Genomic DNA, 23,615 nt, shown 5'->3' on the forward strand with positions numbered 1-23,615 from the left:
GTACGACTCATAAATTAGTCACTTCGATTCAACAACCCCTCATCCGACCTGCGGGCACCTTCTCCCCATGCCTGGGGAGAAGGAAAAATGTTAGAGTTATTTATAGAACAAAAATTTCTTAATAACTGGCTTCCCACCTTCCCAGACTTTTCAGGGTGAAATTGCACCCCAAAAAAATTATCCTTTTGCACAATCGATGCAAAGGCAGTGCTATATTCTGTCTGGGCTATGCATGAATCGGTAATACTTGCGGCATAACTATGGACAAAGTAAAAGTAGTCACTATTATCAATTCCCTGGGAAAGCGCAGATTTGACTACCCATTGCACTTGATTCCATCCCATGTGTGGGACAGGGTGGCTAGGGGTTGCTCGCAGTGGGTCTATTCCACCTGGAATCACGCCTAAGCACGCCACATCATTTTCGCTGGAATAATCAAATAACAACTGCATGCCCAAACAAATACCAAGTACCGGACAAGATAATTGTGGAATGAATTCAGTCAATTGACATTGTTGTAATTGGCGCATCCCCATTTGAGCTGTGCCAACACCCGGCAAAATGACATGGCTTGCCTTATTGATTATCTTTCTTTCATTGCTAATCACAACGACATGCCCCAAGCGTTCAATCGCTGTTTTGATAGATGTTAGATTTGTTCCGGTTGCCTCAATAATAACAATCATAAACACCCCTTGGTGGAGGCAATTCCATAGCCGCTTTGTTGTATCGCTTGTTTGAGAGCACGTCCAAAGGCTTTAAAGCATGCTTCAACCATGTGGTGGGTATTTTCCCCTTCAACGCGCACATGGATAGTAGCCGCCATATTCTGGCTCAGTGTTTTAAAAAAATGCGGAACCATTTCAGTTGATAAATCACCAACTTTTTCGCAGCTAAATTGCCCTTCGAAGACATGCCCTCCTCTGCCACTTAAATCAATTGCAACCCTCGCCAAGCTTTCATCCATGGGTAATGTAAAGCCATAACGTTCAATCCCTCTGCGATCAGCTAATGCCTGATTGATTGCTTGCCCAAGGCAGATAGCGATATCTTCTACCAAATGATGATCATCCACATCCATATCACCCGTGGCATGTATTTCTATTTGGATCCCCGCATGTTTACTAATTTGTGCTAACATATGATTTAAAAACTGACACGGCGTATTAATGGTTGTGTTGGCTTTTTCATCTAAATTTACCATCAGTTCAATTTGTGTTTCTTGCGTGCTCCGATTGATGCGTGCCATCCTTGGTTTAGATAAAATCAATTTAGTCATATCTGACCAGGTCATTTTCTCACTCAGCCTATAACCAGTTATTCCCAAGTTTTGTGCTAATGCTAAATCCGTTTTGCGGTCGCCTATGACATAAGAGTGATTTAAATCAAATCGTCGTTCTTTCACATAATCCATCACCATCCCGATGTTTGGCTTGCGGCAATGACAGTTATCTTCCTCAAAATGTGGACATATTCGGATATCATCAAATTGAATCCCTTGAGATTGAAATAGTTCCACGATAAAGTCCTGACAATCATCGAATGCTTTTTGCGGAAAGCAAGCTGTGCCTAGTCCATCTTGATTAGAGACCATGACTAATTTAAATCCCGCTTCTTGCAATAATAACAAGGAAGGTATGACTTTTTCGACTAAACGAATTTTCTGCAAACTGTCAACTTGGAAATCCGGCGGCTCCTGAATTAACGTTCCATCGCGATCGATAAATAGTACTTTATCCATTATCGATACCTCGCTAGTGCATTGAATAAATTTTGATTGTGCTCTTCAGTACCGATACTTAACCTTATCAACGTAGGTGATATCGCTTTTACCAGCATCCTCTGCTCTGCTAAGTAGTCAACCACCAACTGGCTGTTATCAACTTGTATAAGCACAAAATTAGCATCACTCGGCCATATTTTTTTGATAAGTGATAATTGAGAAAGTGCTTGTGAGAGCCATTCTCTTTGCTGGCAAACCAATTCAATTTTCGCGGTGAAATTCTGGCATTGCTCAAAGGATTCTCTAGCCAACTCTAGGACAGGGGTTGAATAAGGAAATGGGGGCAATATCGCTTCAATTCGGTTAATAACCTCATTATTGGCTATCACCACGCCTAAGCGCAATCCAGCTAAGCCATATGCTTTCGATAATGTTCGTAATACAATGAGATTATCAAACTGATCCAACAAACGTGTCGCACTTTCTTGCTTGCTAAATTCAATGTATGCTTCGTCGACAACCACCATCACCTTGTTTTTTGCTTGATGGCAAATGGTTGCAACACGATCGAGGTGAATCGTATTGCCTGTTGGATTATTTGGGCGACAAAGGTATAGCAGCTTACTCGTCTTCACCTCGACTGCCGTAGCAATTGCCGATTCATCTAAACTAAAATCGTTTGTCTTAAGAGGACACTCAATAATGCCCGCCCCTTGTATTCTTGCATAAATGCTATACATCACAAACGTTGGTGGGCATGTAATAATTGAATCTTGAGAGGGAATTAAAAATAGCCGGCTTAGGATATCTATCCCATCATCACTGCCGCGCGTTAATATCAACTGATCGGAGGATACTTTATACCGTTGACTCAATTGCTTGATTAATTCGACAGGATACTTTGGCGGGTAGTGGTTTAGCTGCCATCCATAGTCTAACAAGGGATCCCATGCCGATTCATTCGCATGTAATCGGACATTTTGCTTGTCGGAACGTCCTGTTGGGTAACCGCATAGATCGACCAAATCAGGCCGCATTAGTTGTTTGATTGACATAAATACTCCTCCCGAACAGTAATGGCGTTGTCGTGTGCATTCAATCCCTCCGCCTTCGCTAAATAGCGCGCTTGACGGCCAATATCCATGATTGCGCAAGGCTCGACTCGTTGAATGCTAATGGCTTTCATAAAATCAATCGTGGCCAAGCCACTCATACTTTTTGCATACCCATACGTGGGTAACACGTGATTTGAGCCTGTGACATAATCCCCTAACGACTCAGCCGCCCAGGGGCCAACAAAAATGGTTCCAGCGGATCGTATTTTGGGTACGATTGATTCTGCGTTTTTGCAATTTAGGATTAAATGCTCTGGTGCATAACGGTTAACAATCGTTACCATCGCTTCGTCATTACCAGCTAAAATAAATTGGCTTACTTTTAAAGCCTCATTGATTATCGGCAATCGAGACAATGTTTGTTTTTGTTGATTGATCGATTCCATGACTGAATAAATAAGTTTTTGATTGGTACTCACCAAAATTACTTGGGAATCAGGACCATGTTCCGCTTGAGAAAGCATATCTGCTGCCACAAAAGCTGGATTAGCATATTGATCCGCTAAGACCATCACTTCAGAGGGACCCGCTGGCATATCAATACTAGGACCGGTTGAATCTTGCGCAACAAGGGACTTTGCTGCCGTAACATACCGATTTCCAGGACCAAAAATCTTATCCACTTTAGGAATCGATTCCGTCCCATAAGCCATCGCTGCAATGGCTTGAGCGCCACCGACTTTATAGATCGTTTCAATACCACATAAGCGCGCTGCTTCCATTAGCATTGGATGGATTTCACCATGACTCATCGGTGGTGTGCAAACCACTCGCATCGGGTTACCCGCAATTTGTGCAGGAATAGCCAACATTAATAATGAAGAAATGAGTGGCGTATTCCCACCAGGCACATACAATCCAACCCTATCGATCGGCTGATAGGCTTTTGTTAGGCAAACACCCGGCGCAGTCATCACTGTGACGGGACTTGGTTTTAACGCTTGATGGTAGGTACGGATAGTCTGTATCGCTGTTTCAATTGCTTTCTGAGACAGTGTATCAATTGGTGATTTAACCTGCGTGTTGCAGGTTAATGATTTTAATCCAACGCCATCAAACAGTTGCGTATAATCTAACAATGCGGAATCACCTTGCTTTTTTACTGTTTCAACAATCGCTTTTGTTTGAATTAAAACTTGCTTATCTTGTGATACTATAGGCCTTTGTAACACGTTGTTTTTTTCAATTTCTGATAGATCTTGCCAACAAATAACGTTCATAACTACCCCAACATCTTCTCAATTGGTAACACTAAAATAGAACTGGCACCTTTCGCTTTGATTGTTTCTAACGTTTGCCAGAAAGCGCCTTCTGTAGAGACGACATGGACAGCGACCTTATCTTCTTGATTCAAAGGGACTATCGTCGGTGTTTCAATCCCTGGCAAGTCTTGACATATTGCTTGTAACGCTGATTTTGGGGCATGAAACATGATATATTTGCTATCCCGAGCCATATTTACCCCTTTAATACGATTGGTTAACAACTCGAATATCGCTTGCTGATTCCCGGTAAATTCTTTGTCAGCACTAATAAATACCGCCTCGCTTTCAAATATTTGCTCAACCTCAATAAGGTGATTATCGGCCAACGTACGACCCGTTGAAACGAGATCGCAAATGGCATCGGCCATATCCAATTTTGGAATGATCTCAACTGACCCTGCGATGGGTAATACATTAGCATTGACACGGTTCTCATCTAAATATCGTTGTAATAATCTTGGATAGCTCGTTGCAATGGTTTTATTTTCTAACGAACCGGCATTTTGAAATTCAAATTCATACGGAACCGCAATGGATAATCGACATTGGCATAGATTGAGTCCCATTATTTTTTGATACCGTTTTGTTGGTTTCGATAAGAATTGCTCGACAAGCACATTTTCGCCAACTATCCCAGCATCACACACCCTATCAAACACGAGTGTTGGAATATCATCATCGCGAACCATTAATAAATCGATGGGCATATTTTCAACTTTGACCAGCAAACTATTATCCTCGACTCGAAAAGCTAAACCACACCGTTTTAACAAAGATATTGAATCTTGAAACAACCGCCCTTTCTTTTGTATGGCAATTCTTAATCGATCATTCATGCTTTTTTACTCTTTTGAAAATTAAATCATATCCGCCTTCACCATAAACTAAGCATCGTGCAATACGCGTGATGGTGGCGACACTGACACCCGTACGATCATGAATGGCTCTGTAGGGAACCCCTTGTTTAAGTAAAGGGATGACTGCCCAGCGATCAGCCATTGCATCCAACTCGGTAGGGGTGCACAAGTCAATGAAAAATAGACGTGCTTCCTCATCATTTTTGATTGAACTAATTGCCTGAAATAGATGAGTATACTTTTCTTCGTGATAAATTTGAGATTCCTTCATGATATAATGTTCTATTACGCTAATACATGATAACATCATAAAAGATACTTGGACTGTTGTCAATCATTTTGTCATTGTGGATTGAATACTTTTTGATGAAGGAAGAAATAATCGACTATAAAAGGGGCAATATTGTGAAAATTATAGGTTATCGGCAAATCGCAGGACGATACTGGTCCTGCAACGTCCCCCCCGTACAATCCCAAGTAACACCGCTGTTACCCACAACAGCGGGCTGAAAATTGATGGTGCCATTGCCCGCTTGTACCGTAAAAGTAATGATGATTAAACCATTAGCGCCAATACTAATATCTGACACATTGTCCGTAGGCGCTGGAAATTCATAACCCGTTGCCGCCTGGTTTGCAGGTAGTGCGCTGGTGGCTAAGACAACCTCCGAGACAGCAATTTTCGCACGCGTCACTAACCCCAAGCCTTCAGTAACCCTGGCACGGATACTATAGTTCTGAAAACTTGATATCGCTACAACGGCTAATATGGCAACGATTGTTACCACAATTAACAGTTCAATCAGGGTAAATCCCTGTATCTTATAGTGCATTGTTACGATACTCTCACATACTGCCCTTTATAACTGCGCAAATTTTGTGCCAAAAATAAAAACTATATATTTTCAAGTCCTTATAAATTAAGTATATCAAAGGAAATCATTAGTGTGACGCATATGGTCACTTTATATCTTTTTTTGTCATATTGTTGTTTTAAAAAGGACTTCTAACTATCCAACTTCCTTTTTCATTCTCCTTGAAATGTCAGAGTTAAGATTGAATGTTTGCAGGATTAGATCTAGACTTTGAAAAAATACTATTAATTAATTGTGATTCACGGAGCACTGGGCTCAACACTCAAGGAACGTGGGCTGAGCTCTAAAGTCGGTATTGATACGACTACGTATATTGATGGACCATCCGAATTTTATGTCGGGATACCCAAACAAGCAATCAACACGCCAAGTGCTTAGGTGGTTGAAAACTCTATGACCTTCAAAGACTATATAAAGGAAAGTAATGACTAAACCCAAGCGCCTAATTATAGGTATTTCCGGTGCAAGTGGAATCCAATACGGCATTCGCTTGCTTGAGATATTAAAAAAAGAAGCCATTGAAACACATTTAATTGTCAGTAAAGCAGCACAACAGGTCAGGCATCATGAATGTGACTTGAGCGCTGAAGCATTGCATGAACTGGCGGATAAGCATTATAAATTTGAAGACATTGCTTGTGCTGTTGCAAGTGGTTCTTACCATACATTAGGTATGGTGGTTGCACCCTGTTCGATGCATACGCTTGCTGAGATTGCGCACGGCTTGGGAAGTAATGCATTAACTCGGGCGGCGGATGTTATTTTAAAAGAACGCCGCAAATTAGTGTTGATGACTCGAGAATCACCACTGACTGCAGCGCATATTGAGAATATGCTTAAAGTCACGCAAATGGGCGGTATTATTGCACCACCCGCTCCTGCCTTTTACAACAAGCCTCAATCGTTAGACGATATTATTAATCATAGTGTTGGGCGAGTGTTGGATTTATTTGATATCGATGCGAACATTGTAAAAAGATGGGGAGAAATAAACTAACTGGATATGGGCTTTACATTGAATAATATTTATTCTAACTTGTAATTTTGTCGTAAAAAGGAAGTTGCATTATGGGTAAGGAAGCTAGAGCAAGGCAGATCAATCCACCAAATCCAAGACGAAGTTTCTTCTACCGTATGCTCTACAATAAGCTTGCCTATAGCGAAGATGAGTTAAGATTTCGTTCTAAAATCTTAACCCTAAGAGAGGCATCTGGTCTTGATAAAAACTTATTAGAAACGAATGAACCTTGGTTCTCAGAAGATCCTGAGTTGGCTTTTGAAATCGACAATAATAACGCCTGGTTCTTAGAAACCACCTATCGACCTCGAAGCCATATTACATTGGACAAATTCATTGCAAAATCACCGACCCCCAAAGTATCGTGGCAATCATTAATCGTTCTGAGGCGTAGAATAGCTGATTTTTTGATAGACAGAAGTCAATCTCATCCCGAATACATGTTAAATGAACCCATCCATTTTTTTTACCTGGATTTAATGCAAATATTAGAACGCTTAGCGTTATCCAATGATGCTGACTATGTCGGCGCTCAGTTGCCGCGAATTAGTCATTATATCGTACAAGTTAGCAGCCTAATCCCTAACCATCATGGTGCGGATAAACTATTTATCGATGACTGCCGAATACATATCAATAACGTACTAAATAATGATATCGCAAAGGTAATCGACTCAACAAAACTTAACAATATTTTATCTCAGACACAAACGGCTCTTCAGAGTTTAGGGCAAGACTATCACACCATTCTTCATTTCTCATACATGAGTAACAAGCCTTTAAGCGATCAACCTTATTGGCATATCAATACGCAGAAAGTGAATGAGCATCCCTATTTCGAGCTGTTTCAAGATCATGAAAAGCCTGACAGCCAGCATCTTTTTCCGACATCCATTGGTCAAGATTGTCTATCAGAAAACGCATTACAAATCCTAGATAATAACGATTTTGCCGATAGAACCTATTACACGACAGCGCTACCGAAATGCCCGGACCTTCCTTTTCATCCCGATCTAACTGTTGAGCAAAAAGAATTGTATTTAAAAAACTTAAAACAATTGGAAGAGTTAGTGCATTTTAAACAGATGCTATTACAAGTACAAAAATTAATGGAGCAAACCGGTGAGTTATTCACAATTATGATGTTTCGACAGGAGTTATTAAATTTATTCGATCAAATCGATCAATACTTTATTCAAATGCATCAGTCAATGTCAAACCTCCTTGATGACAATGAAGCGCTCTACCATGAAAGTATTATTCAACGCCAAACACTTTCTTGGTGGAAGCACATTACCTCCAATCGTCAGCTACTATTAGACTCCTATATCGCCAATCAAGAAAAGTTAAATCGTCATTCAATTAACAAAAACAGTTTAGATACACGACGTAAAAAAGTAACCGACTTACTGTCTGGCGCCGTAAACCAGCTGCGTTCGTTTGAGATGACACAAGATAATAAATTGCTGTATGCAAAACACGAAGTGAATCAATTGCTGAGCGCAATATATGATTGGCGCATAAATCAACATCAATTGATGAATTTGCCAATGCCTGAAAAACCAAAATTTTTGATAGCCCATCAACCAAATACAGTGATTATTACTGATGAGTCCCCCATCGATCATCCGATATTATTAGACGACTCTATCAAAGATAGCTCTGAGTTGTTAGATGAATTTAGCAATGAACATGACGAGCCCATTTACGTCCAACCTCAACCCAGCGCCATCGCAGCAGAAAATGAAAATAGGTTATTTTTATTTCAACCAACAGCAGCAAATCGATTACCCATTACTAACTCTCAAACACCCTTGTTAGCCGGAACAACTCCAAGTTCTGAAAATAATAGCCAAATGATTTTTGCGGGTGTCGCCATTGGTGGGCTGATATTTTTAGCACTTTTAATTGTGGTGTATTGCTATAAAAAAGCAAGCGTCCCTTCAAGAATTCAAGATTTTGAAGAAGAACAAGAAAAACAAGAAAAACAAGAAAAACAAGAAGAACAAGAAGCTAAATTAACGTGGGGGTATGGAAGACGCCAAATAATATAAGATTCACCTGCCATTGCGAAACATAAAACAGGTATTATCTTTGAAATTGTAAAAATTATGGCAATATCTACAAAGACCTATGCCTTGTTAAGATATTTAGGATTTTTTTCATTGTGGATAACTTCGAGTGAAATTATTTATACACAATATCCGCCGTATAATCAAATTCTTACAAAACCCTTGAAAAATAAGGGCTGCCTAAAATAAATGCGATCCAGTCTTGATTGGGTTATCCCCATTTTCTGTGCATAACCTTGTGGATTACCCTGTGAATTTACAATAAATTCAAGGCTTGTGAGGGTGTATCAAAACAATCCAATCCTACTGATTTTTAAATTGCGTCAATGTTAGTAAACACGTAAACTGATCTTTAATGTAAGCACGAAAGAGTATATATATGATTAGTTGGCGAATTCTCGCTCCGTTGTTAACAGCCCTGGGTGCATTTCCTATATTCGCATTTGTTTATATTGCACCAGCACCGAACGAACCGTTGTATATTTTTGGCTATTTGTATGTCAGCATCGTTATTGCCTTTATTGCTGGCATTGATTGGATTATAGCCATTGAAGAACAGCAAGGCGCTTTCCTAATCTGGAGCATTGTACTATCCATGCTGCCATTAGCTATCATTGCCGAATTTATTTGCTTTCATTATGGCAGTCGAATTCTCTGGAGCCAATATTTACTTCTAATCTGGCTAAGCTTGTTTATTGACTGGCGATTTTTTAATAAATTGGGGGTTTCTTATTATCTTAAATTTCGCCTAACTGGAACGATTGTGCTAAGCCTAGCCATTGCCTTGTGTCTACTAAACCCCTGATGAAGGGCAAAGAAAACACGTTTGCAAATGATCATTAACCAAACCTGTTGCTTGCATATAGGCATACAGAATCGTTGGCCCAACAAAGCTCATTCCTTTCTTTCTTAAATCGTTGGATAAAGCTATCGCTTCTGCTGAGGTTGTTTTAACATCTTTCATGGCTTTTGGACGATTGATGATTGGTTTTCCATCAACAAAATTCCAAAGATATCGATCAAAAGAACCATATTGTTGTTGAATGTCTAAAAAGACACGCGCATTTTTTCGCGCTGACCACACTTTGAGGCGATTACGAATAATACTGGCATTCGTTAATAGGGCTTCTAGTTCATCATCCGCCATCATCGCTACTCTATTTGGAATAAATTGATGAAACGCCTTTCGATAACCTTCTCGTCTTAGGAGTATAGTCTCCCAATTTAAACCTGCTTGAGCCCCCTCCAGTATTAACATTTCAAAAAGTTGGTTATCATCATGCAATGGCTTTCCCCACTCATTATCATGGTAACTTTCATAATGAGGTTTATTTTGACCAACCCAGTCACATCGATGCATCATAACGAATCCTTAAGAACCTTTTGAATCTGTAAAAATACACTATATTCCACCATTAACCTAGAATTTTGAAAGATCAAAGCTTATAATCATTCAATTTTATGAATATTAGGAATACAAATGCTTGCTGATTATCAACGAGAATTTATTGAGCTATCTATCCAATATGATGTTTTGAAATTTGGATCGTTTACCCTTAAATCAGGACGGCAAAGCCCTTATTTTTTCAATGCAGGATTATTTAACGATGGCTATGCATTAAGCAGACTTGGCTCTTTCTATGCCCAAGCAATTCTAGATAATCAGTTTGATTTTGATCATATCTTTGGTCCTGCTTATAAGGGCATACCGCTAGCCTCAGCCACAGCAATAGCTTTAAGCGAGAAAGGAATCAATAAAACGTTAACATTCAATCGTAAAGAAGCGAAAGATCATGGTGAAGGTGGAAATTTAATAGGCGCGCCACTCAAGGGAAAAACGCTCGTTATTGATGATGTTATTACTGCAGGTACCGCATTTTACGAAGCAAAACAACAAATCGAGAGTCAAGGTGGTGAAGTAAGCTGTTCCATCATTGCCTTAGACCGATGTGAGCGCGGAAAAGGCCAAACGTCAACACTGAAAGAAATTCAGCAGCAAGGTATTAAGGTGGCTTCGATTATTACCCTTAATCATCTGATTGATTTTTTGAAACAAACCAATCAAATCAGTAATGTCAACGCCATGGAAGCGTATCGACGGGAATACGGTTGCTAGAAACAGTCCTAAGGAGATTAAATATCATCCTTGGGATGATTGCTTTTTCCATCACTTTCGCGCAGCTCAAGCCACATTGCGTTTAGAATTGCCAATGTGCATGCTAAACCCGTACCTAATATCCAAGAAAAATACCACATAATCTACCTCAATAAACGGAATCGGATGATTCTTCGATAATAGCTGCTGTCACTTTACCTGATAGAACTTTATATACCCAGGCTGTATATAGCAACACAATTGGCAAAAACACAACAGTTGCTACTAACATTATAAACAACGTCAATTGACTTGAACTACTATCCCAAACAGTCAGGCTGGCGCTTGCATCTAACGATGAAGGCAAAATAAAAGGAAACATGCTAACACCAACCGTTGCGATAATTGAAAATATAGCTAGCGATGAACAAAGGAATGCATTTTTAGCATATCTATCAGCCAATGTAAGGACAAAAAGAGGCATCAACACACCAATTAGCGGAATTAACATCAGTACTGGCCACGTTTTATAATTAAATAACCACGCGCCTTGGACAATGGCCACTTTTTTCATTAACGGGTTGGAAGGTCCGTCGTGTATCATTGGGTTGATAAAATCATATCCTGGAATTGCAAAATACACCCATATACCACCGAGAATAAACAGGAACGTCGTTATAATTGCAAAATATTTGGCTGCTATTATGGCTCTTTGCTGAATCGACGACTCTGTTTTAATGTTTAAAAAACATGCTCCATGCATGACCAGCATAGAGACAGATAAAAGCCCACACAGTAATGCAAATGGGTTTAATAATTGAATAAACGTACCTTCATAGAAAACACGTAAATTATCGTCAATTGTAAATGGTACACCTTGAATGACATTACCAACCGCAACACCACATAACAAAGCTGGTACAAACCCGCCGATGAATAAAGCCCAATCCCAACAGTTACGCCAATGATGGGATGCCAGCTTTGATCGATATTTAAAGCCAACCGGGCGTAAAATTAATGCCAGTAGTAAACACAACATAGCTAGATATAAGCCTGAGAAAGAAAGGGCATATAACATTGGCCAGGCAGCAAAAATAGCACCACCCCCCAGAATAAACCAAACCTGATTTCCTTCCCAAGTGGGGCCGATGCTATTAATGATAATGCGTCTTTCGATGTCACTTTTTCCTAAAAAAGGCAATAAACTTGCAACACCTAAATCAAACCCATCCATTATGGCAAAACCAATCAATAATATGCCTAATAACACCCACCAAATCACACGCAATGTTTCGTAATCAATTGGCATTTGATTATCCCCTCTTAACCGAATCGATGCCTTCTGGCCCCAGGCGAATATACTTAACCATCAAATAAACTTCAACCACCGCTAAAATGCTATAAAAAAACACAAACCCTAACAACGATGTTATAACTTGAGCGTTAGATAACGTGGAAGTTCCCAAAAAGGTTGGAAGCACACCTTGAACAACCCATGGCTGGCGGCCGTACTCTGCTACTACCCAACCCAATTCTGCAGCAATCCATGGCAAGGGAAGCGAAAAAAAGGCGATATACCAAAACCATTTTGAAAGGTGCAACGTGTGTCGTATCGATAAATAAAAACCCGTAGCAAATAACAATATAAAAAAGAACCCACAGGCAACCATGATGCGGAAAGAGAAAAACAAAGGAGCTATATGCGGCTCTAGATCGTTCGCTGCCATATTGATTTGCTCATCCGTCGCATCGGTTACTTTCTCTGTGTATTTTTTTAATAACAATCCATAGCCTAAAAAAGGCTCCACTTGCCTAAATTGTTCAACCACCGCCGAATTATCAGGATCTTTTTTAAGTTGCTCTAATAGGCCATAGGCAATCATCCCTTTTTTAATATTTGTACGACCTTCGTCAATCAATTCATCAATGCCTTCCAATGGGGTGGAAAAGGATCGGGTGGCAATGATGCCAAGCACATAAGGCACTTCGATAGCATACTTGGTTGTTTTCGTTTTCTCATCAGGGATGCCAAACAGTGTTAAACCAGCTGGTGCTTTCTCCGTATGCCACATCGCTTCCATAGCGGCCAACTTCATTTTTTGGTTATTGTTAGCAACATAACCACTTTCATCCCCGAGAACAACAACTGACAATGCCGAAGCCAAGCCAAAGGTAACAGCAACGGTCATTGATCGTTTAGCCATTTCAAAATTTCTACCGCGTAACATAAAATAAGCGCTGATTGCCAAGACAAATATCGCCCCAGTAACATAGCCAGCACTGATTGTGTGAACAAACTTTGCCTGACCAACAGGATTAAACATGACATCATAAAAGGAGGAAACCTCCATACGCATGGTTTTGAAATCAAAAAAAGCGCCGACAGGGTTTTGCATCCATCCATTAGCAATTAAAATCCATAAAGCAGATAAATTAGTTCCCAACGCTAAAAGCCAAGTACACGTTAAATGTTGAAGTTTTGTTAAGCGTTCCCATCCAAAGAAAAATAATCCAACAAACGTAGCTTCAAGAAAAAAGGCCATCAAACCTTCGATGGCTAACGGTGCACCAAAGACATCTCCAACATAATGAGAATAATAGGCCCAGTTTGTACCGAACTGAAATTCCATCGTTAAACCAGTAGCCACACCGAGTACAAAATTAATACCAAATAAAACACCCCAATACTTGACCATTTTTCGCCATATAGAGCGTCCTGTCATGACATAGACTGTTTCCATAATCGCTATCATAACGGACAAGCCAAGCGTTAATGGAACAAACAAAAAGTGATACAAAGCCGTTATTGCAAATTGTAAACGGGATAAATCAACGACTGATTCAGCTGGAATCATAATGGTTACCTATAAGTCTAAATTAACATAAAATTACGATCTTTTTGTCGATAGCATATTGTCATCGGTCGTACCGATTGAATAGAGATGCTGACCTAAATCAATAGTTGGCCTAGGGCCTCTAAAGCAAATAAACCAAAGCAAAAACAAAAGCAGCAATTTGATCAACAATGTGATTTTAATATCCCGACTTAACATATTAATAAGCCGCTATGTCGATTGTTTTCATCTGGCTCTCAATTTGCTTGTCACCTCTTTTCACTGTCACTGTTACCTTGTCACCAACAGGAATACCGCTAAGAAAATTGTATAGTTGATCATAATTATTCACTGTATGTCCATTCACAGCAACAATAATATCACCGAGAACAATTCGACCCAGTCGATCACGATAGGTCCCTCTGAGACCCTGGCTTTCAGCTGGGGTCCCCGGAAGGACTGATGCGACGAGCACGCCCTTTTCAACACCGAGCTGTTGGGCAATTTTAGGTTCAACCCGTTGGATGCCAATACCAGCTAGAACGACCCGCCCATGCTTAATAATCTGAGTAACGATTCGTTCAATGTCATCTGAGGGTATACAAAAACCAACACCAGCAGACGAGCCGGAACTTGAATAAATTACGGTGTTTAAACCAATTAGTCGTCCTTGAGTATCCAATAGAGGTCCACCGGAATTACCTGGATTTATGGCTGCGTCAGTTTGCACCATGTCTCGAATTGTATTCCCTGCAATGCCTTTAATTTGACGGCCTAAAGCAGAAATAACACCGGTTGTCAGACTATGATCCAATCCGAAGGGGTTTCCAATAGCTATCACTTTTTGACCAACTAAAAGGTCTTCAGATTTAGCCAATTTAAACGGTTCAAAGCCCTTTAGAGACTCAATCGCTTTTTTTGATTTGAGTTTCAAAACAGCTAAATCTTTTCTTGGTTCTGTACCAATTACTTCGACAGGATAAGTCATTTTACCAATAGTGACGGCAATATCTTGGGCATTATTAATCACATGAAAATTGGTGACGATATGCCCTTCATCATCCCAGATAATTCCTGATCCTGCGCCAGCACTAACATGCATCATTTCGTATGAATGGTTCACCACCCTGGCTAGACGATGGACAAAAACTACTTTTGGGGCATTTTTTTGGAAGATAGATACGGTTGTTCGTTCTTCTGGTAATAGATTTTCAATTGCTTCAGCCCAAATGAAAGAAAAGTTAGTGACACAGAAAACGAAACCTAGCATTCTAAAAAGCTTGATCATAACGACTCTTCATCCTCATCAAAATCCATACTAATAGAACCCGACAGACGCCGACGTATGGTTTGCCTTTTAAGAAGTTTCTCAATAACAGCAGGATGAAAGTCAGTGATGGTCACGATATTCTTTTTCATCAGTATATCAATCACATCTTCAATAACCCGGATAAAATTAAGGTCTGCACGAAGTATCTCAAGCGCATCATCACTGTATAACGAATGGATGTAGGTCAATACTTCAGCTGAATCTTCTTTGACAGATTCAAACCCTGGCTGTTTCGTATGAGATAAGGCCATGATTTGGCCGTTTGGCGCCCGTTTAATATATAGCAAACCAATCCTCTCTTCTTTTTATCTAAGGAGCGAGTTTATTATGCCCAAAGTATTTTAAATTGTCTATAAACAAAATAGCACTTCAAACCAAATAACTAGTGGATTTATATCATGTATCCGGCATACTTTAATAGATAGAAAACTATTCTCAGCTGTTGGACTAGATTGCCTCATAAAGACAGCAATGACGATGGGTTAAAGGAAACTATCGAGTACGAAGAAATTTGTTATATGAACGTAATGTAAGCTATAGTTCGTATAGAACGAATTGATCTTTGTACTGGAGAAATCCTTAAAAGCACCGTCATTGTGAGCTTTGCGAAGCAATCCAGTTCAATCTCTGAACAAAAAAACCGTGCTGGATTGATTCACTACGTTTGCATCGACGGATTTTTTAAAATTGTCCAATACAAAGCTAATGATATAATCAACCCATGAAAATCATACCATTATCAGCGTTTCAAGATAACTATATTTGGCTGTTAGTTGACAATCAAAGGCAGTGCGTTTGCGTCGACCCAGGCGATGCCAAACCTGTTTTGGACTATATTCGCCAACATCAGCTTTCTTTGACTGCTATCGTCCTCACCCATCATCATTTTGATCATATTGGCGGAGTCAGTGATTTGTTATCACAATATCCCGGGACTCCAGTATATGGTCCGCATGATAGCCGTATTCCTCAAGTGACTCACGCACTAAGCGAAGGGGATCGAATCAATGTTTTAGACATAGATTTCACCATTCTATCGATACCTGGACATACATCGACCCATATTGCTTACTTTAACCCGAATAGTCCCATGCTTTTTTGTGGCGACACACTCTTTTCAGCGGGTTGCGGTCGTGTCTTTGATGGCACTATGGAAAAATTATTTCATTCGCTAGAAAAAATTAATCAGCTACCTATCGATACCAAAATATACTGTGCCCATGAATATACTTTAAATAACTGTCGCTTCGCTCATTCTATTGAACCTTCCAATCAGAAAGTTATCGAAAAAATTCAACATTTAAGTACCCAACCGCAAACCTGTAGTCTTCCAAGCGACTTAGCGACTGAAAAAAAAATAAACCCTTTTTTAAGGGCGATATCGAAATCATTAAGCTCCCCCGCATATCAGGATTTATCTGCTTATGATACGTTTAAGCACTTGCGGCTTTTAAAAGACGATTTTTAAAATCTTGGCAGCCGATGTGGATATTTATTTATAAGTCATTGTTTGGACATATAGGTGAACACTTGTGTCCGTGAATAGGTCCCTGCATAAGCCCTATTATAAACAATTCTTTGCCTTCCCCTTTAGCAGAATTTTTAGTATGATGACTTTTCCTATCGCTAGAAAGTAGGTTTATGGTTTGACGTTTCTTAAACGGATATTGAATTTACATTTGCTATTTTTTTCATTCTGGATCGTTGTTAAACCAAGTTTTGCGGTTCAACAAAATGTTTGGGATGTTTTACGATCCCAATTCAGATTAAATCATGAAGTTAACCAAGCAGAAGTCCGTAAACAAATCCAATGGCTAGCATCAAGACCTCATTACATACAGAAACTTGCACAACAATCTGAACCGTATATTTATCATATTGTTGCAGAAATTAAAAAACGTCATTTACCCGGGGAATTAGCCTTAATACCAATGATAGAAAGTGCCTATGACCCATTTGCATACTCCGGTGCTGGCGCAGCAGGCCTTTGGCAATTAATGCCTGGAACAGGAAGCGGGCTTGGGTTAAAGCAAGATTGGTGGTTTGATGGCCGTCGACATATTCAACAATCGACCATAGCGGCACTTAACTATTATGAGTATTTAATTAAATACTTCAGCGGGGATTGGATATTAAGCATTGCCGCGTATGACTCTGGCGAAGGGACGGTTACAAAAGCTATCCGCCAAAGTAAACAAAAGCCTAATCGAATCCATTTTTGGTCTTTAGAGTTGCCTCGAGAAACAAAAGTCTATGTGCCTAGGCTGCTAGCGCTAGCTGAGATTATTAAATATGCCCCGCAATATCGAATCCATTTGCCCAATATCCCGTATACACCCGCTTTTGAAACAGTGGATGTAGGCTCCCAAATTGATCTTGCCCAAGCCGCGCAATTTGCCGATATTTCTTATAAAGAACTCATTCAACTTAACCCTGGGTTTAATCGTTGGGCTACACCTCCCTATGCTCCTTATCACCTCAACATACCCATTGAAAAAGTGGATGGCTTTAAACAAAAAATTAAAAAATCCTCGAATGATGATCTGGTCAATTGGACAAAACACACGGTTGCAAAAAATGAAAGTTTAAGTGTGATTGCCCGAAATCATAAGACGCAGGTAACATTAATTAAAGAACTAAACCACTTGAAGACCGAAAATGTCAAAGAAGGACAAACGCTTTTAATCCCTTCCATTAATCGAATTCCAACGAATTTGGCGACAAAAATCCAAAAAAATAATCTGATCGATCGCTCCACATCGGCTACTCATACTAAGATAATTCATATTGTTCAACCAGGTGACTCTTATGCGATTCTTAAAAGTCGTTATGGTGTCTCAACGGGAGAAATCAAATATTGGAACCAAATCAAAACAAAGCGGAAACTACAACCCGGTGAACAACTGGTTATATGGAAGAAAAATTCACAACTAACCGGCTATAAAGTGAAAAAGGGAGACACGCTATCTCACTTGGCTAAGCGCTTTAACACCACTATTGAGCGCTTAAAGCAAACGAATCCTTCCATTAAAGGAAATGCCTTGCGCATTGGACAAAAAATTAATATTGCTTAATAGAAACGTGGACCATTAACACAGTTTGTCACACTAAAATGACTTCATTATCTCGAAATTCAGGCACCAACTCTTTGAGAAGCAGTAATAATTCAGCTTCTTGATTAAACTGGCAATGCTGTTTCATTTGCAAAATATAATCGTTCAAAATAGACCAGTCCATCAAGCGATATTTTGCTTTAAACAATTTAGCGTGTGCAGTTTGGCCAAGCTTTTCCTGATCATGGAATAACTCTTCAAATAATTTTTCCCCAGGACGTAAACCTGTATATTCAATTTTTATATCTTCCCCAGGCTTTTTACCAGCAAGACGGATCATTTGCTCAGCCAAGTATTTAATTTTAATCGGTGATCCCATATCCAATACAAATATTTCACCGCCTAAGCCATTGATCATTGCCTGTAGAATCAATTGACAAGCTTCGGGAATGGTCATAAAAAATCGTTCGATGTCAGGGTGAGTGACCGTTAAGGGCCCTCCTGTCGCCAGCTGCTGTTGAAATAATGGAACAACACTTCCTGCTGATCCTAAGACATTGCCAAAGCGGACAGTAATAAATTGTGTTGGTACTCGTTGATTTAAATTTTGACAATATAGTTCAGCAATTCGTTTGGTCGCCCCCATGACATTAGTGGGATTCACCGCTTTATCACTCGAAATCAATATGAATTTATCAACGCCAACATTCACAGCACATTCCGCAGCAATTTGCGTACCAATGACATTATTTAACACGGCTGTTCGAATTTGATTTTGCAACATTGGCACATGCTTATACGCAGCTGCGTGAAATACTATGTCTGGCGCAAAGTGTTCAAACGTATGGGACAATCCAATCTGATCGTTCACACTTTGTAATATAAAATGCATCGGAATGTGTTTATAAGTGGCTTGTAACTCTCTTTCTATCTCATAGAGGTTGAATTCGCTGTGATCAATGATCATCAGTTGGGCAGGTGCCAAGCGCAAAACTTGACGACAAAGCTCGGAGCCGATTGACCCTCCTCCCCCTGTGACAAGCACCCTCTTCCCCTGAATATTTTTTTCAATCAAATGCCAATTCAATGCCACTTCATCACGTCCAAGCAAATCTTCAAGCTTAACAGGCCTTAACGCATTCGTATTGACTTGACCTGCAGCAAGTGCTGATAAACTGGGTAACGTTCTGACAGGAATATCAAAACGATCGCATTGTTCGATTATTTGACGCATTGTCTTTGAGCTGGCAGTAGGAATTGCCACAAATACCAATGTTATCTGTTTTTTAGCAATAATTGTGGCTATGTTGTTAATGCCAGATAACACAGGCACACCATGTACTTCTAGCCCTCTTTTACGGATGTCATCATCAATAAAACCTAAAACAGTGTGGCGTGTCGTTCGTTTAATATCTCGCAATAAACTCTCACCCGAGCTACCAGCACCGATTATTAAAATTCGTTCATTGTTTCCTGTCACTGGGTTACGACTGCGATTATCGTATAATAATCGCCAAATAAATCGTGTGCCACATAGAGTACTTATATAGATGAAGCAATATAATGGCAGCACGGAACGCGGTACAAATGCTAACAAATGTGTCCAATACAGCACGGGTAGAACAAGGATTGCAGCGGAGATAGTCGCTTGCACAATGCGAGAGACATCATTTAATGAAACGAAACGCCAAAAGCCCCGATAGACACGATAGTAATAATAGGTTGCAGTTTGAACTAACAACATCAAGCAAGATGCTGCAACAATGGGAGCAGTAAAAATTTCTCGGGGCATTGTGTCTAAGTTGTAACGGAACCAGTAGGCTATAAACCAGGCGAATAGACAAAGGCTTAGATCCGTAGACAAGACTGGCATTTTGCGAATAAATTTTTTCATGAATGTTGTCATTCACTAGATCCCTAAAAAAGCCAACATGGTACAGATGGCAAATCCAACTAGATAAATTATTATGGTTCGATCATCGATCATTACCAGAATTGGATCATCTTGTTGTCGGTTGGATTGAAAAATCACTTGGATATATCTCACCATCCCCAATAAAGCAAAGACTGTCGTTAACAGAAAAAACAGGTTTTGCCGATGAACAGCTGTAATATACACAAGGTATGACAACATCGCAAATACTGCATTGATGATGATAAAGGCTTTTAATAGAGAAAGACTATAATAAGACAATACCGGACGTATGGGTTCGACAAGGTCTCGTTTTTTCTCCAAATATCGTTTTGATAATGCAATCAGTAAGCTCAAAAAAGTCACCGATATCAATAGCCAACGCGAGTATTTTAGACCAATCCCGAGTGTTCCAGCTAACATTCTTAAGACAAATCCACTCGCAATCGACAATACATCAATGATTGGCAGCCCCTTTAAGCCCATATTATAGCCAAAATTGATAAGCCAATAGATGAGTATGATGACAATTAAGTTATACGAAATAAATAAACTGATCAAAAGCGTCATTATTAAAAGGGACGCTAACAACCAATACGCTTGTTTGATAGCGACTTGACCACAGGCAATTGGGCGTTGGCATTTATTGGGGTGCAAGGCGTCTGCTTGTCTGTCGTGAATATCATTAAAAACATAGACCGTACTTGCCGCCAAAGAAAATGCAACAAACGCCAACATTGCATCCCCTATTTTCATCCATGAATGGGAATAGATTACACCCAACAAAACAAAAAGGGATTTCGTCCACTGTTCAGGGCGTAATAGTCTTATATAGGGACTCTTAAGCATGTTAAATAGGATAGTTGCCAAACAATGCTCTCTGTGTAATTAAGCAATACTGATCAATCAAAGGGAGGTTTACCACTTTATAACCTCAATTAATATATCAAAGTAAAATTATCTATCAATAAACCAAGACAACACACCCAAAATCAACGCCTGATTATAAAAATTATCAATAATTCATAGACTAACTGCCAATAAATAGGATTTTATCTGATCGTATAAATAAATCAAATGTGATTGCATTTCTTGCAAATTTGCGTAAACTAAGATTTATCGTAAAGGATATTCGCACAATGATGGTGTTTTTCTCTGCATTTCTTTACATTGATCGAATGTCCTAGGTTTTCATGTTTCACAGGGAGTGGTCCAATGTCTTCAACACCTTTTATACTTGACGATAAAGCCTTTTTACAAAAAATTAATAGTGTTTCTGAGCTCACCAAGGAATATGAGGGGAGAACAGGAGCAAAGCTCAACAATCCTTCCCCATCCTCATTTTACAAGTCAGTTGGTTATCATAATACCGAGATGCGGAGCAAACAAATCAACGCTTTAGTTTGGTTACATCATCATTTCCACGATCATCTCAATTATAAACTTCCCGAAAACTTTAAAAAGGGAAAGAGTGACTTAGAAATTGTCCAAGAGATCCAGAATAGACGATTAATGGCATTACGAGTTTTAACGGGCGCCTGCATCCATATTATGGAAACAAACAAATCGGGTAAGCTCAAGGAAATGCTCGAAGAGTCCTTGGGGATCAATACCGTTAATAAACTTGATCCAGAATCTCGCGCTTATTGTTTGAATGCTGTTCATGACTACTTTAACCAGATAAATGGCAATACCAGACAATATGGTTCTTATGATTTACATGGTATCGACTTTACCTATTTTGCCGGGTTCTATGATTTTGCCAAAGAAGAATTGATTAAATGTCAGTCTACCTTCGGTACATTCCCATTTGCCCGCATCCTTTCTGTCTCATTTGCCTGGCCTGCCAGTTTAGTGGGCTATTCAATAGGCGCATTAGTCGGTGAAGCAGTCAGTAGATCCACTGGCATGCAAAACACCCAATGGACGATAACAGCCGCTGTTGGATCATTTATCTATATGGTTATGGGGCCAACAGCAGGAATCACCCTATTAGCACCAACAATCGCAAGCAAGGCAGTAACAAATGTTATGGGTTTATCTTCCGCTTATGTGATGGGAAAAACGTTTGAATATACTGGCCAACTTATTGGTGCATTGCTCGGGCTGCCGTTAGATCTCATTTTAAAATTTGCCCGTTTAACGGCATCTGCGGCACTCGATATGGCGACTAGTAAAGGATCGGATAAAATACCCAACGAAGGTGTGTCTTTAATCAACGGCCAATGGTATTCATCAGGACAACTGATTGAAGCTAAAAAACTCTCTCTCGAAGAGATGGAAAAGCTTGAGGTGGTTCAAGAAATCGATCCGAATATGCTCAATGAGTCGGAGCTTGTTAAAGAGATCAAATCAAAAATCTCTGAAAGATTGGCAACCAAAAAGCCTACTGAAACACTTGAGACGGAGACGAGTGAAAAGGTTACTAAGGAGACAAGCGTTCCTGAATCTGAAACACCTCAGTTAGTATAGTCGTGGCATAGGCGCCTGCCGGGAGTTCAAAATTCAATTTAATTTGATTCTCGGCCAGCCATTCCCATTCAAAAGCAACCGGTTTTAATATAAAGGCTCGCCAGGCAGCGCTCACATTTTTCTCAATCAACGCATCAACAAATGCTTGATACGGATTCAGTGCATCTTGCATAATCTGGTATGCTTCCTGATTAGACATAATTCTCTCTTTGCCTACTAATTGTCCACAAGGACTCAGATCGTGTTCGTAAATTCTTAGCTGGATATCAGGTGTTATTTTATCAGCAACAAAAACACTGTGGGTTCCACTTAATTGAAGCACATCCCCAGGAATTGCTTTTTGCCAATTTTGCTGTTGCACCCTTAAGGACAACTGCTGATTAAACAAATATCCACGCACAGCAGACAAAAGCATCCCCTTCATAAACGGGTTTTTTACTTTTTTATGGCCATTAAACCACTGCCATGCTTGATATATATTATTTCCCTGATTACCAAAACGCTGTGGCCCAAAATAATTGGGCAATCCTTGCTGCTGAATATGCTTTAATTGATCATCTAACATATCCGTTCGCGTGACATCTCTGACTATTAACTGAAACCGGTTGCCTTTCAACCATCCAATTTTTAGTTTTTTGTGGTGTCGGCGACGTTGTAAAATTCGCCACCCATCGTGTTGATCAGGAATTAGAGGGCTGACATCCTCGCCGGGACAATGGATCGAAAACCATTGCGTTGTAATACCAAATTTATCTTTAAGCCCTGCATAGGAAACAACGTTGGCTGGTTTTTTAATAATGCGGGCAAGCGATTGACTGCATTGCTCTGTGGTTAGGTTGGTTTTTTCAACTTGCAGATAGAGGTGTTCACCCGAATCACTAAATTCAATATTTGACAACTCTTCAACGCGAAAGTCTTCTGGCGATTGTTTAATAAACCCGGGTGATGTGGGTCCGCCCCAGGCATGTGAAAAATGTAAATGTATCTGTATCAT

The 23,615-nt window shown here is 39.8% G+C and carries 25 protein-coding genes; 8 read left to right on the forward strand and 17 right to left on the reverse strand.

Features of this window, described 5'->3' with window-relative positions:
• Window positions 1-14 precede the first annotated feature (14 nt).
• The 7 genes from hisH to AB3348_RS01405 all read right to left on the reverse strand — a co-directional run bounded on the left by hisH (window position 15) and on the right by AB3348_RS01405 (window position 5,793).
• Window positions 15-686 (reverse strand): imidazole glycerol phosphate synthase subunit HisH, encoded by a 672-nt coding sequence (gene hisH / locus AB3348_RS01375; RefSeq protein ID WP_367605745.1) that lies wholly within the window; start codon window positions 684-686, stop codon window positions 15-17.
• Window positions 683-1,741 (reverse strand): bifunctional histidinol-phosphatase/imidazoleglycerol-phosphate dehydratase HisB, encoded by a 1,059-nt coding sequence (hisB, locus tag AB3348_RS01380; RefSeq protein ID WP_367605746.1) that lies wholly within the window; start codon window positions 1,739-1,741, stop codon window positions 683-685. Before hisB ends, hisH begins: the two co-directional genes overlap by 4 nt.
• Window positions 1,741-2,778 carry a histidinol-phosphate transaminase gene (gene hisC, locus AB3348_RS01385; RefSeq protein WP_367605747.1) on the reverse strand — a complete coding sequence of 346 codons (1,038 nt, stop codon included), beginning with the start codon at window positions 2,776-2,778 and terminating at the stop codon, window positions 1,741-1,743. The genes hisB and hisC overlap by 1 nt, the downstream gene beginning before the upstream one ends.
• Window positions 2,760-4,058, reverse strand: coding sequence for a histidinol dehydrogenase (gene hisD, locus AB3348_RS01390; RefSeq protein ID WP_367605748.1), 1,299 nt, complete (start codon window positions 4,056-4,058; stop codon window positions 2,760-2,762). The genes hisC and hisD overlap by 19 nt, the downstream gene beginning before the upstream one ends.
• A gap of 2 nt (window positions 4,059-4,060) precedes the next feature.
• On the reverse strand, window positions 4,061-4,939 hold the full coding sequence (gene hisG, locus AB3348_RS01395) for an ATP phosphoribosyltransferase (RefSeq protein ID WP_367605749.1): 879 nt from the start codon (window positions 4,937-4,939) through the stop codon (window positions 4,061-4,063).
• Window positions 4,932-5,231: a YerC/YecD family TrpR-related protein gene (locus tag AB3348_RS01400; RefSeq protein ID WP_367605750.1), complete on the reverse strand. Its 300-nt coding sequence runs from the start codon at window positions 5,229-5,231 to the stop codon at window positions 4,932-4,934. The genes hisG and AB3348_RS01400 overlap by 8 nt, the downstream gene beginning before the upstream one ends.
• 148 nt (window positions 5,232-5,379) lie before the next feature.
• A complete protein-coding gene (locus AB3348_RS01405; protein WP_367605751.1) occupies window positions 5,380-5,793 on the reverse strand; it encodes a pilin in 414 nt (137 codons plus the stop codon).
• 276 nt (window positions 5,794-6,069) lie between these two features.
• Here AB3348_RS01405 and AB3348_RS01410 point away from each other — a divergent pair, with 276 nt between their 5' ends.
• The 4 genes from AB3348_RS01410 (at window position 6,070) to AB3348_RS01425 (ending at window position 9,730) form a co-directional block, all read left to right on the forward strand.
• On the forward strand, window positions 6,070-6,213 hold the full coding sequence (locus tag AB3348_RS01410) for a hypothetical protein (RefSeq protein WP_367605752.1): 144 nt from the start codon (window positions 6,070-6,072) through the stop codon (window positions 6,211-6,213).
• A gap of 46 nt (window positions 6,214-6,259) precedes the next feature.
• Window positions 6,260-6,832 carry a UbiX family flavin prenyltransferase gene (locus tag AB3348_RS01415; RefSeq protein ID WP_367605753.1) on the forward strand — a complete coding sequence of 191 codons (573 nt, stop codon included), beginning with the start codon at window positions 6,260-6,262 and terminating at the stop codon, window positions 6,830-6,832.
• A gap of 71 nt (window positions 6,833-6,903) precedes the next feature.
• Window positions 6,904-8,907, forward strand: a complete 2,004-nt coding sequence (locus AB3348_RS01420) for a hypothetical protein (protein WP_367605754.1) — start codon at window positions 6,904-6,906, stop codon at window positions 8,905-8,907.
• Window positions 8,908-9,304: 397 nt separating this feature from the next.
• On the forward strand, window positions 9,305-9,730 hold the full coding sequence (locus tag AB3348_RS01425) for a hypothetical protein (protein ID WP_367605755.1): 426 nt from the start codon (window positions 9,305-9,307) through the stop codon (window positions 9,728-9,730).
• Here the strand turns inward: AB3348_RS01425 and AB3348_RS01430 are convergent.
• Window positions 9,719-10,285, reverse strand: coding sequence for a DNA-3-methyladenine glycosylase I (locus AB3348_RS01430; RefSeq protein ID WP_367605873.1), 567 nt, complete (start codon window positions 10,283-10,285; stop codon window positions 9,719-9,721). The genes AB3348_RS01425 and AB3348_RS01430 overlap by 12 nt on opposite strands.
• Before the next feature lie 120 nt (window positions 10,286-10,405).
• Between AB3348_RS01430 and pyrE the strand changes: the two genes are divergently transcribed.
• Window positions 10,406-11,041 carry an orotate phosphoribosyltransferase gene (gene pyrE / locus AB3348_RS01435; RefSeq protein WP_367605756.1) on the forward strand — a complete coding sequence of 212 codons (636 nt, stop codon included), beginning with the start codon at window positions 10,406-10,408 and terminating at the stop codon, window positions 11,039-11,041.
• A gap of 17 nt (window positions 11,042-11,058) precedes the next feature.
• Here pyrE and cydX read toward each other — a convergent pair whose 3' ends face one another.
• From cydX to AB3348_RS01465, 6 genes are read right to left on the reverse strand one after another with little or no spacing between them, the layout of a single operon-like run.
• On the reverse strand, window positions 11,059-11,184 hold the full coding sequence (cydX, locus tag AB3348_RS01440; RefSeq protein WP_367605874.1) for a cytochrome bd-I oxidase subunit CydX: 126 nt from the start codon (window positions 11,182-11,184) through the stop codon (window positions 11,059-11,061).
• 5 nt (window positions 11,185-11,189) lie between these two features.
• Window positions 11,190-12,329 (reverse strand): cytochrome d ubiquinol oxidase subunit II, encoded by a 1,140-nt coding sequence (gene cydB, locus AB3348_RS01445; protein WP_367605757.1) that lies wholly within the window; start codon window positions 12,327-12,329, stop codon window positions 11,190-11,192.
• Window positions 12,330-12,333: 4 nt separating this feature from the next.
• A complete protein-coding gene (locus tag AB3348_RS01450) occupies window positions 12,334-13,875 on the reverse strand; it encodes a cytochrome ubiquinol oxidase subunit I (RefSeq protein WP_367605758.1) in 1,542 nt (513 codons plus the stop codon).
• A gap of 33 nt (window positions 13,876-13,908) precedes the next feature.
• On the reverse strand, window positions 13,909-14,073 hold the full coding sequence (cydP, locus tag AB3348_RS01455; protein WP_367605759.1) for a cytochrome oxidase putative small subunit CydP: 165 nt from the start codon (window positions 14,071-14,073) through the stop codon (window positions 13,909-13,911).
• A 1-nt stretch (window position 14,074) separates the two neighbouring features.
• Window positions 14,075-15,142, reverse strand: coding sequence for a S1C family serine protease (locus AB3348_RS01460; protein ID WP_367605760.1), 1,068 nt, complete (start codon window positions 15,140-15,142; stop codon window positions 14,075-14,077).
• Entirely contained in the window at window positions 15,139-15,435 is a 297-nt protein-coding gene (locus AB3348_RS01465) for a hypothetical protein (protein WP_367605761.1), read from the reverse strand. Before AB3348_RS01465 ends, AB3348_RS01460 begins: the two co-directional genes overlap by 4 nt.
• Before the next feature lie 470 nt (window positions 15,436-15,905).
• Between AB3348_RS01465 and gloB the strand changes: the two genes are divergently transcribed.
• Window positions 15,906-16,652 carry a hydroxyacylglutathione hydrolase gene (gloB, locus tag AB3348_RS01470; protein WP_367605762.1) on the forward strand — a complete coding sequence of 249 codons (747 nt, stop codon included), beginning with the start codon at window positions 15,906-15,908 and terminating at the stop codon, window positions 16,650-16,652.
• 178 nt (window positions 16,653-16,830) lie between these two features.
• Entirely contained in the window at window positions 16,831-18,258 is a 1,428-nt protein-coding gene (locus tag AB3348_RS01475) for a LysM peptidoglycan-binding domain-containing protein (RefSeq protein ID WP_367605763.1), read from the forward strand.
• Between the two features lie 28 nt (window positions 18,259-18,286).
• Here the strand turns inward: AB3348_RS01475 and AB3348_RS01480 are convergent, their stop codons facing one another.
• Together AB3348_RS01480 and AB3348_RS01485 are read right to left on the reverse strand one after the other, a co-directional pair.
• The gene (locus AB3348_RS01480; RefSeq protein ID WP_367605764.1) at window positions 18,287-20,131 is read right to left on the reverse strand and encodes a polysaccharide biosynthesis protein; all 1,845 of its coding nucleotides are present in this window, start codon (window positions 20,129-20,131) and stop codon (window positions 18,287-18,289) included.
• 15 nt (window positions 20,132-20,146) lie between these two features.
• Window positions 20,147-20,998, reverse strand: a complete 852-nt coding sequence (locus AB3348_RS01485) for a UbiA family prenyltransferase (protein ID WP_367605765.1) — start codon at window positions 20,996-20,998, stop codon at window positions 20,147-20,149.
• A gap of 366 nt (window positions 20,999-21,364) precedes the next feature.
• Between AB3348_RS01485 and AB3348_RS01490 the strand changes: the two genes are divergently transcribed.
• The gene (locus tag AB3348_RS01490; RefSeq protein ID WP_367605766.1) at window positions 21,365-22,621 is read left to right on the forward strand and encodes a hypothetical protein; all 1,257 of its coding nucleotides are present in this window, start codon (window positions 21,365-21,367) and stop codon (window positions 22,619-22,621) included.
• Here the strand turns inward: AB3348_RS01490 and truD are convergent.
• Window positions 22,575-23,615, reverse strand: coding sequence for a tRNA pseudouridine(13) synthase TruD (gene truD, locus AB3348_RS01495; protein WP_367605767.1), 1,041 nt, complete (start codon window positions 23,613-23,615; stop codon window positions 22,575-22,577). The genes AB3348_RS01490 and truD overlap by 47 nt on opposite strands.

It is taken from the genome of Legionella sp. W05-934-2 (genome assembly GCF_964199965.1).
Lineage (GTDB): Bacteria > Pseudomonadota > Gammaproteobacteria > Legionellales > Legionellaceae > JAFIFT01.

What these genes read in the sequence shown, in the direction of transcription:
- AB3348_RS01430 (WP_367605873.1), bottom strand. Translation starts at nt 10,285, where the DNA reads ATGCATCGATGTGACTGGGTTGGTCAAAATAAACCTCATTATGAAAGT.
- AB3348_RS01465 (WP_367605761.1), bottom strand. Translation starts at nt 15,435, where the DNA reads ATGGCCTTATCTCATACGAAACAGCCAGGGTTTGAATCTGTCAAAGAA.
- AB3348_RS01460 (WP_367605760.1), bottom strand. Translation starts at nt 15,142, where the DNA reads ATGATCAAGCTTTTTAGAATGCTAGGTTTCGTTTTCTGTGTCACTAAC.
- AB3348_RS01485 (WP_367605765.1), bottom strand. Translation starts at nt 20,998, where the DNA reads ATGCTTAAGAGTCCCTATATAAGACTATTACGCCCTGAACAGTGGACG.
- AB3348_RS01405 (WP_367605751.1), bottom strand. Translation starts at nt 5,793, where the DNA reads ATGCACTATAAGATACAGGGATTTACCCTGATTGAACTGTTAATTGTG.
- AB3348_RS01400 (WP_367605750.1), bottom strand. Translation starts at nt 5,231, where the DNA reads ATGAAGGAATCTCAAATTTATCACGAAGAAAAGTATACTCATCTATTT.
- gloB (WP_367605762.1), top strand. Translation starts at nt 15,906, where the DNA reads ATGAAAATCATACCATTATCAGCGTTTCAAGATAACTATATTTGGCTG.
- AB3348_RS01480 (WP_367605764.1), bottom strand. Translation starts at nt 20,131, where the DNA reads ATGAAAAAATTTATTCGCAAAATGCCAGTCTTGTCTACGGATCTAAGC.
- hisH (WP_367605745.1), bottom strand. Translation starts at nt 686, where the DNA reads ATGATTGTTATTATTGAGGCAACCGGAACAAATCTAACATCTATCAAA.
- hisD (WP_367605748.1), bottom strand. Translation starts at nt 4,058, where the DNA reads ATGAACGTTATTTGTTGGCAAGATCTATCAGAAATTGAAAAAAACAAC.
- cydP (WP_367605759.1), bottom strand. Translation starts at nt 14,073, where the DNA reads ATGTTAAGTCGGGATATTAAAATCACATTGTTGATCAAATTGCTGCTT.
- AB3348_RS01490 (WP_367605766.1), top strand. Translation starts at nt 21,365, where the DNA reads ATGTCTTCAACACCTTTTATACTTGACGATAAAGCCTTTTTACAAAAA.
- AB3348_RS01420 (WP_367605754.1), top strand. Translation starts at nt 6,904, where the DNA reads ATGGGTAAGGAAGCTAGAGCAAGGCAGATCAATCCACCAAATCCAAGA.
- truD (WP_367605767.1), bottom strand. Translation starts at nt 23,615, where the DNA reads ATGATACAGATACATTTACATTTTTCACATGCCTGGGGCGGACCCACA.
- cydB (WP_367605757.1), bottom strand. Translation starts at nt 12,329, where the DNA reads ATGCCAATTGATTACGAAACATTGCGTGTGATTTGGTGGGTGTTATTA.
- AB3348_RS01415 (WP_367605753.1), top strand. Translation starts at nt 6,260, where the DNA reads ATGACTAAACCCAAGCGCCTAATTATAGGTATTTCCGGTGCAAGTGGA.
- hisB (WP_367605746.1), bottom strand. Translation starts at nt 1,741, where the DNA reads ATGGATAAAGTACTATTTATCGATCGCGATGGAACGTTAATTCAGGAG.
- hisG (WP_367605749.1), bottom strand. Translation starts at nt 4,939, where the DNA reads ATGAATGATCGATTAAGAATTGCCATACAAAAGAAAGGGCGGTTGTTT.
- AB3348_RS01425 (WP_367605755.1), top strand. Translation starts at nt 9,305, where the DNA reads ATGATTAGTTGGCGAATTCTCGCTCCGTTGTTAACAGCCCTGGGTGCA.
- pyrE (WP_367605756.1), top strand. Translation starts at nt 10,406, where the DNA reads ATGCTTGCTGATTATCAACGAGAATTTATTGAGCTATCTATCCAATAT.
- AB3348_RS01450 (WP_367605758.1), bottom strand. Translation starts at nt 13,875, where the DNA reads ATGATTCCAGCTGAATCAGTCGTTGATTTATCCCGTTTACAATTTGCA.
- hisC (WP_367605747.1), bottom strand. Translation starts at nt 2,778, where the DNA reads ATGTCAATCAAACAACTAATGCGGCCTGATTTGGTCGATCTATGCGGT.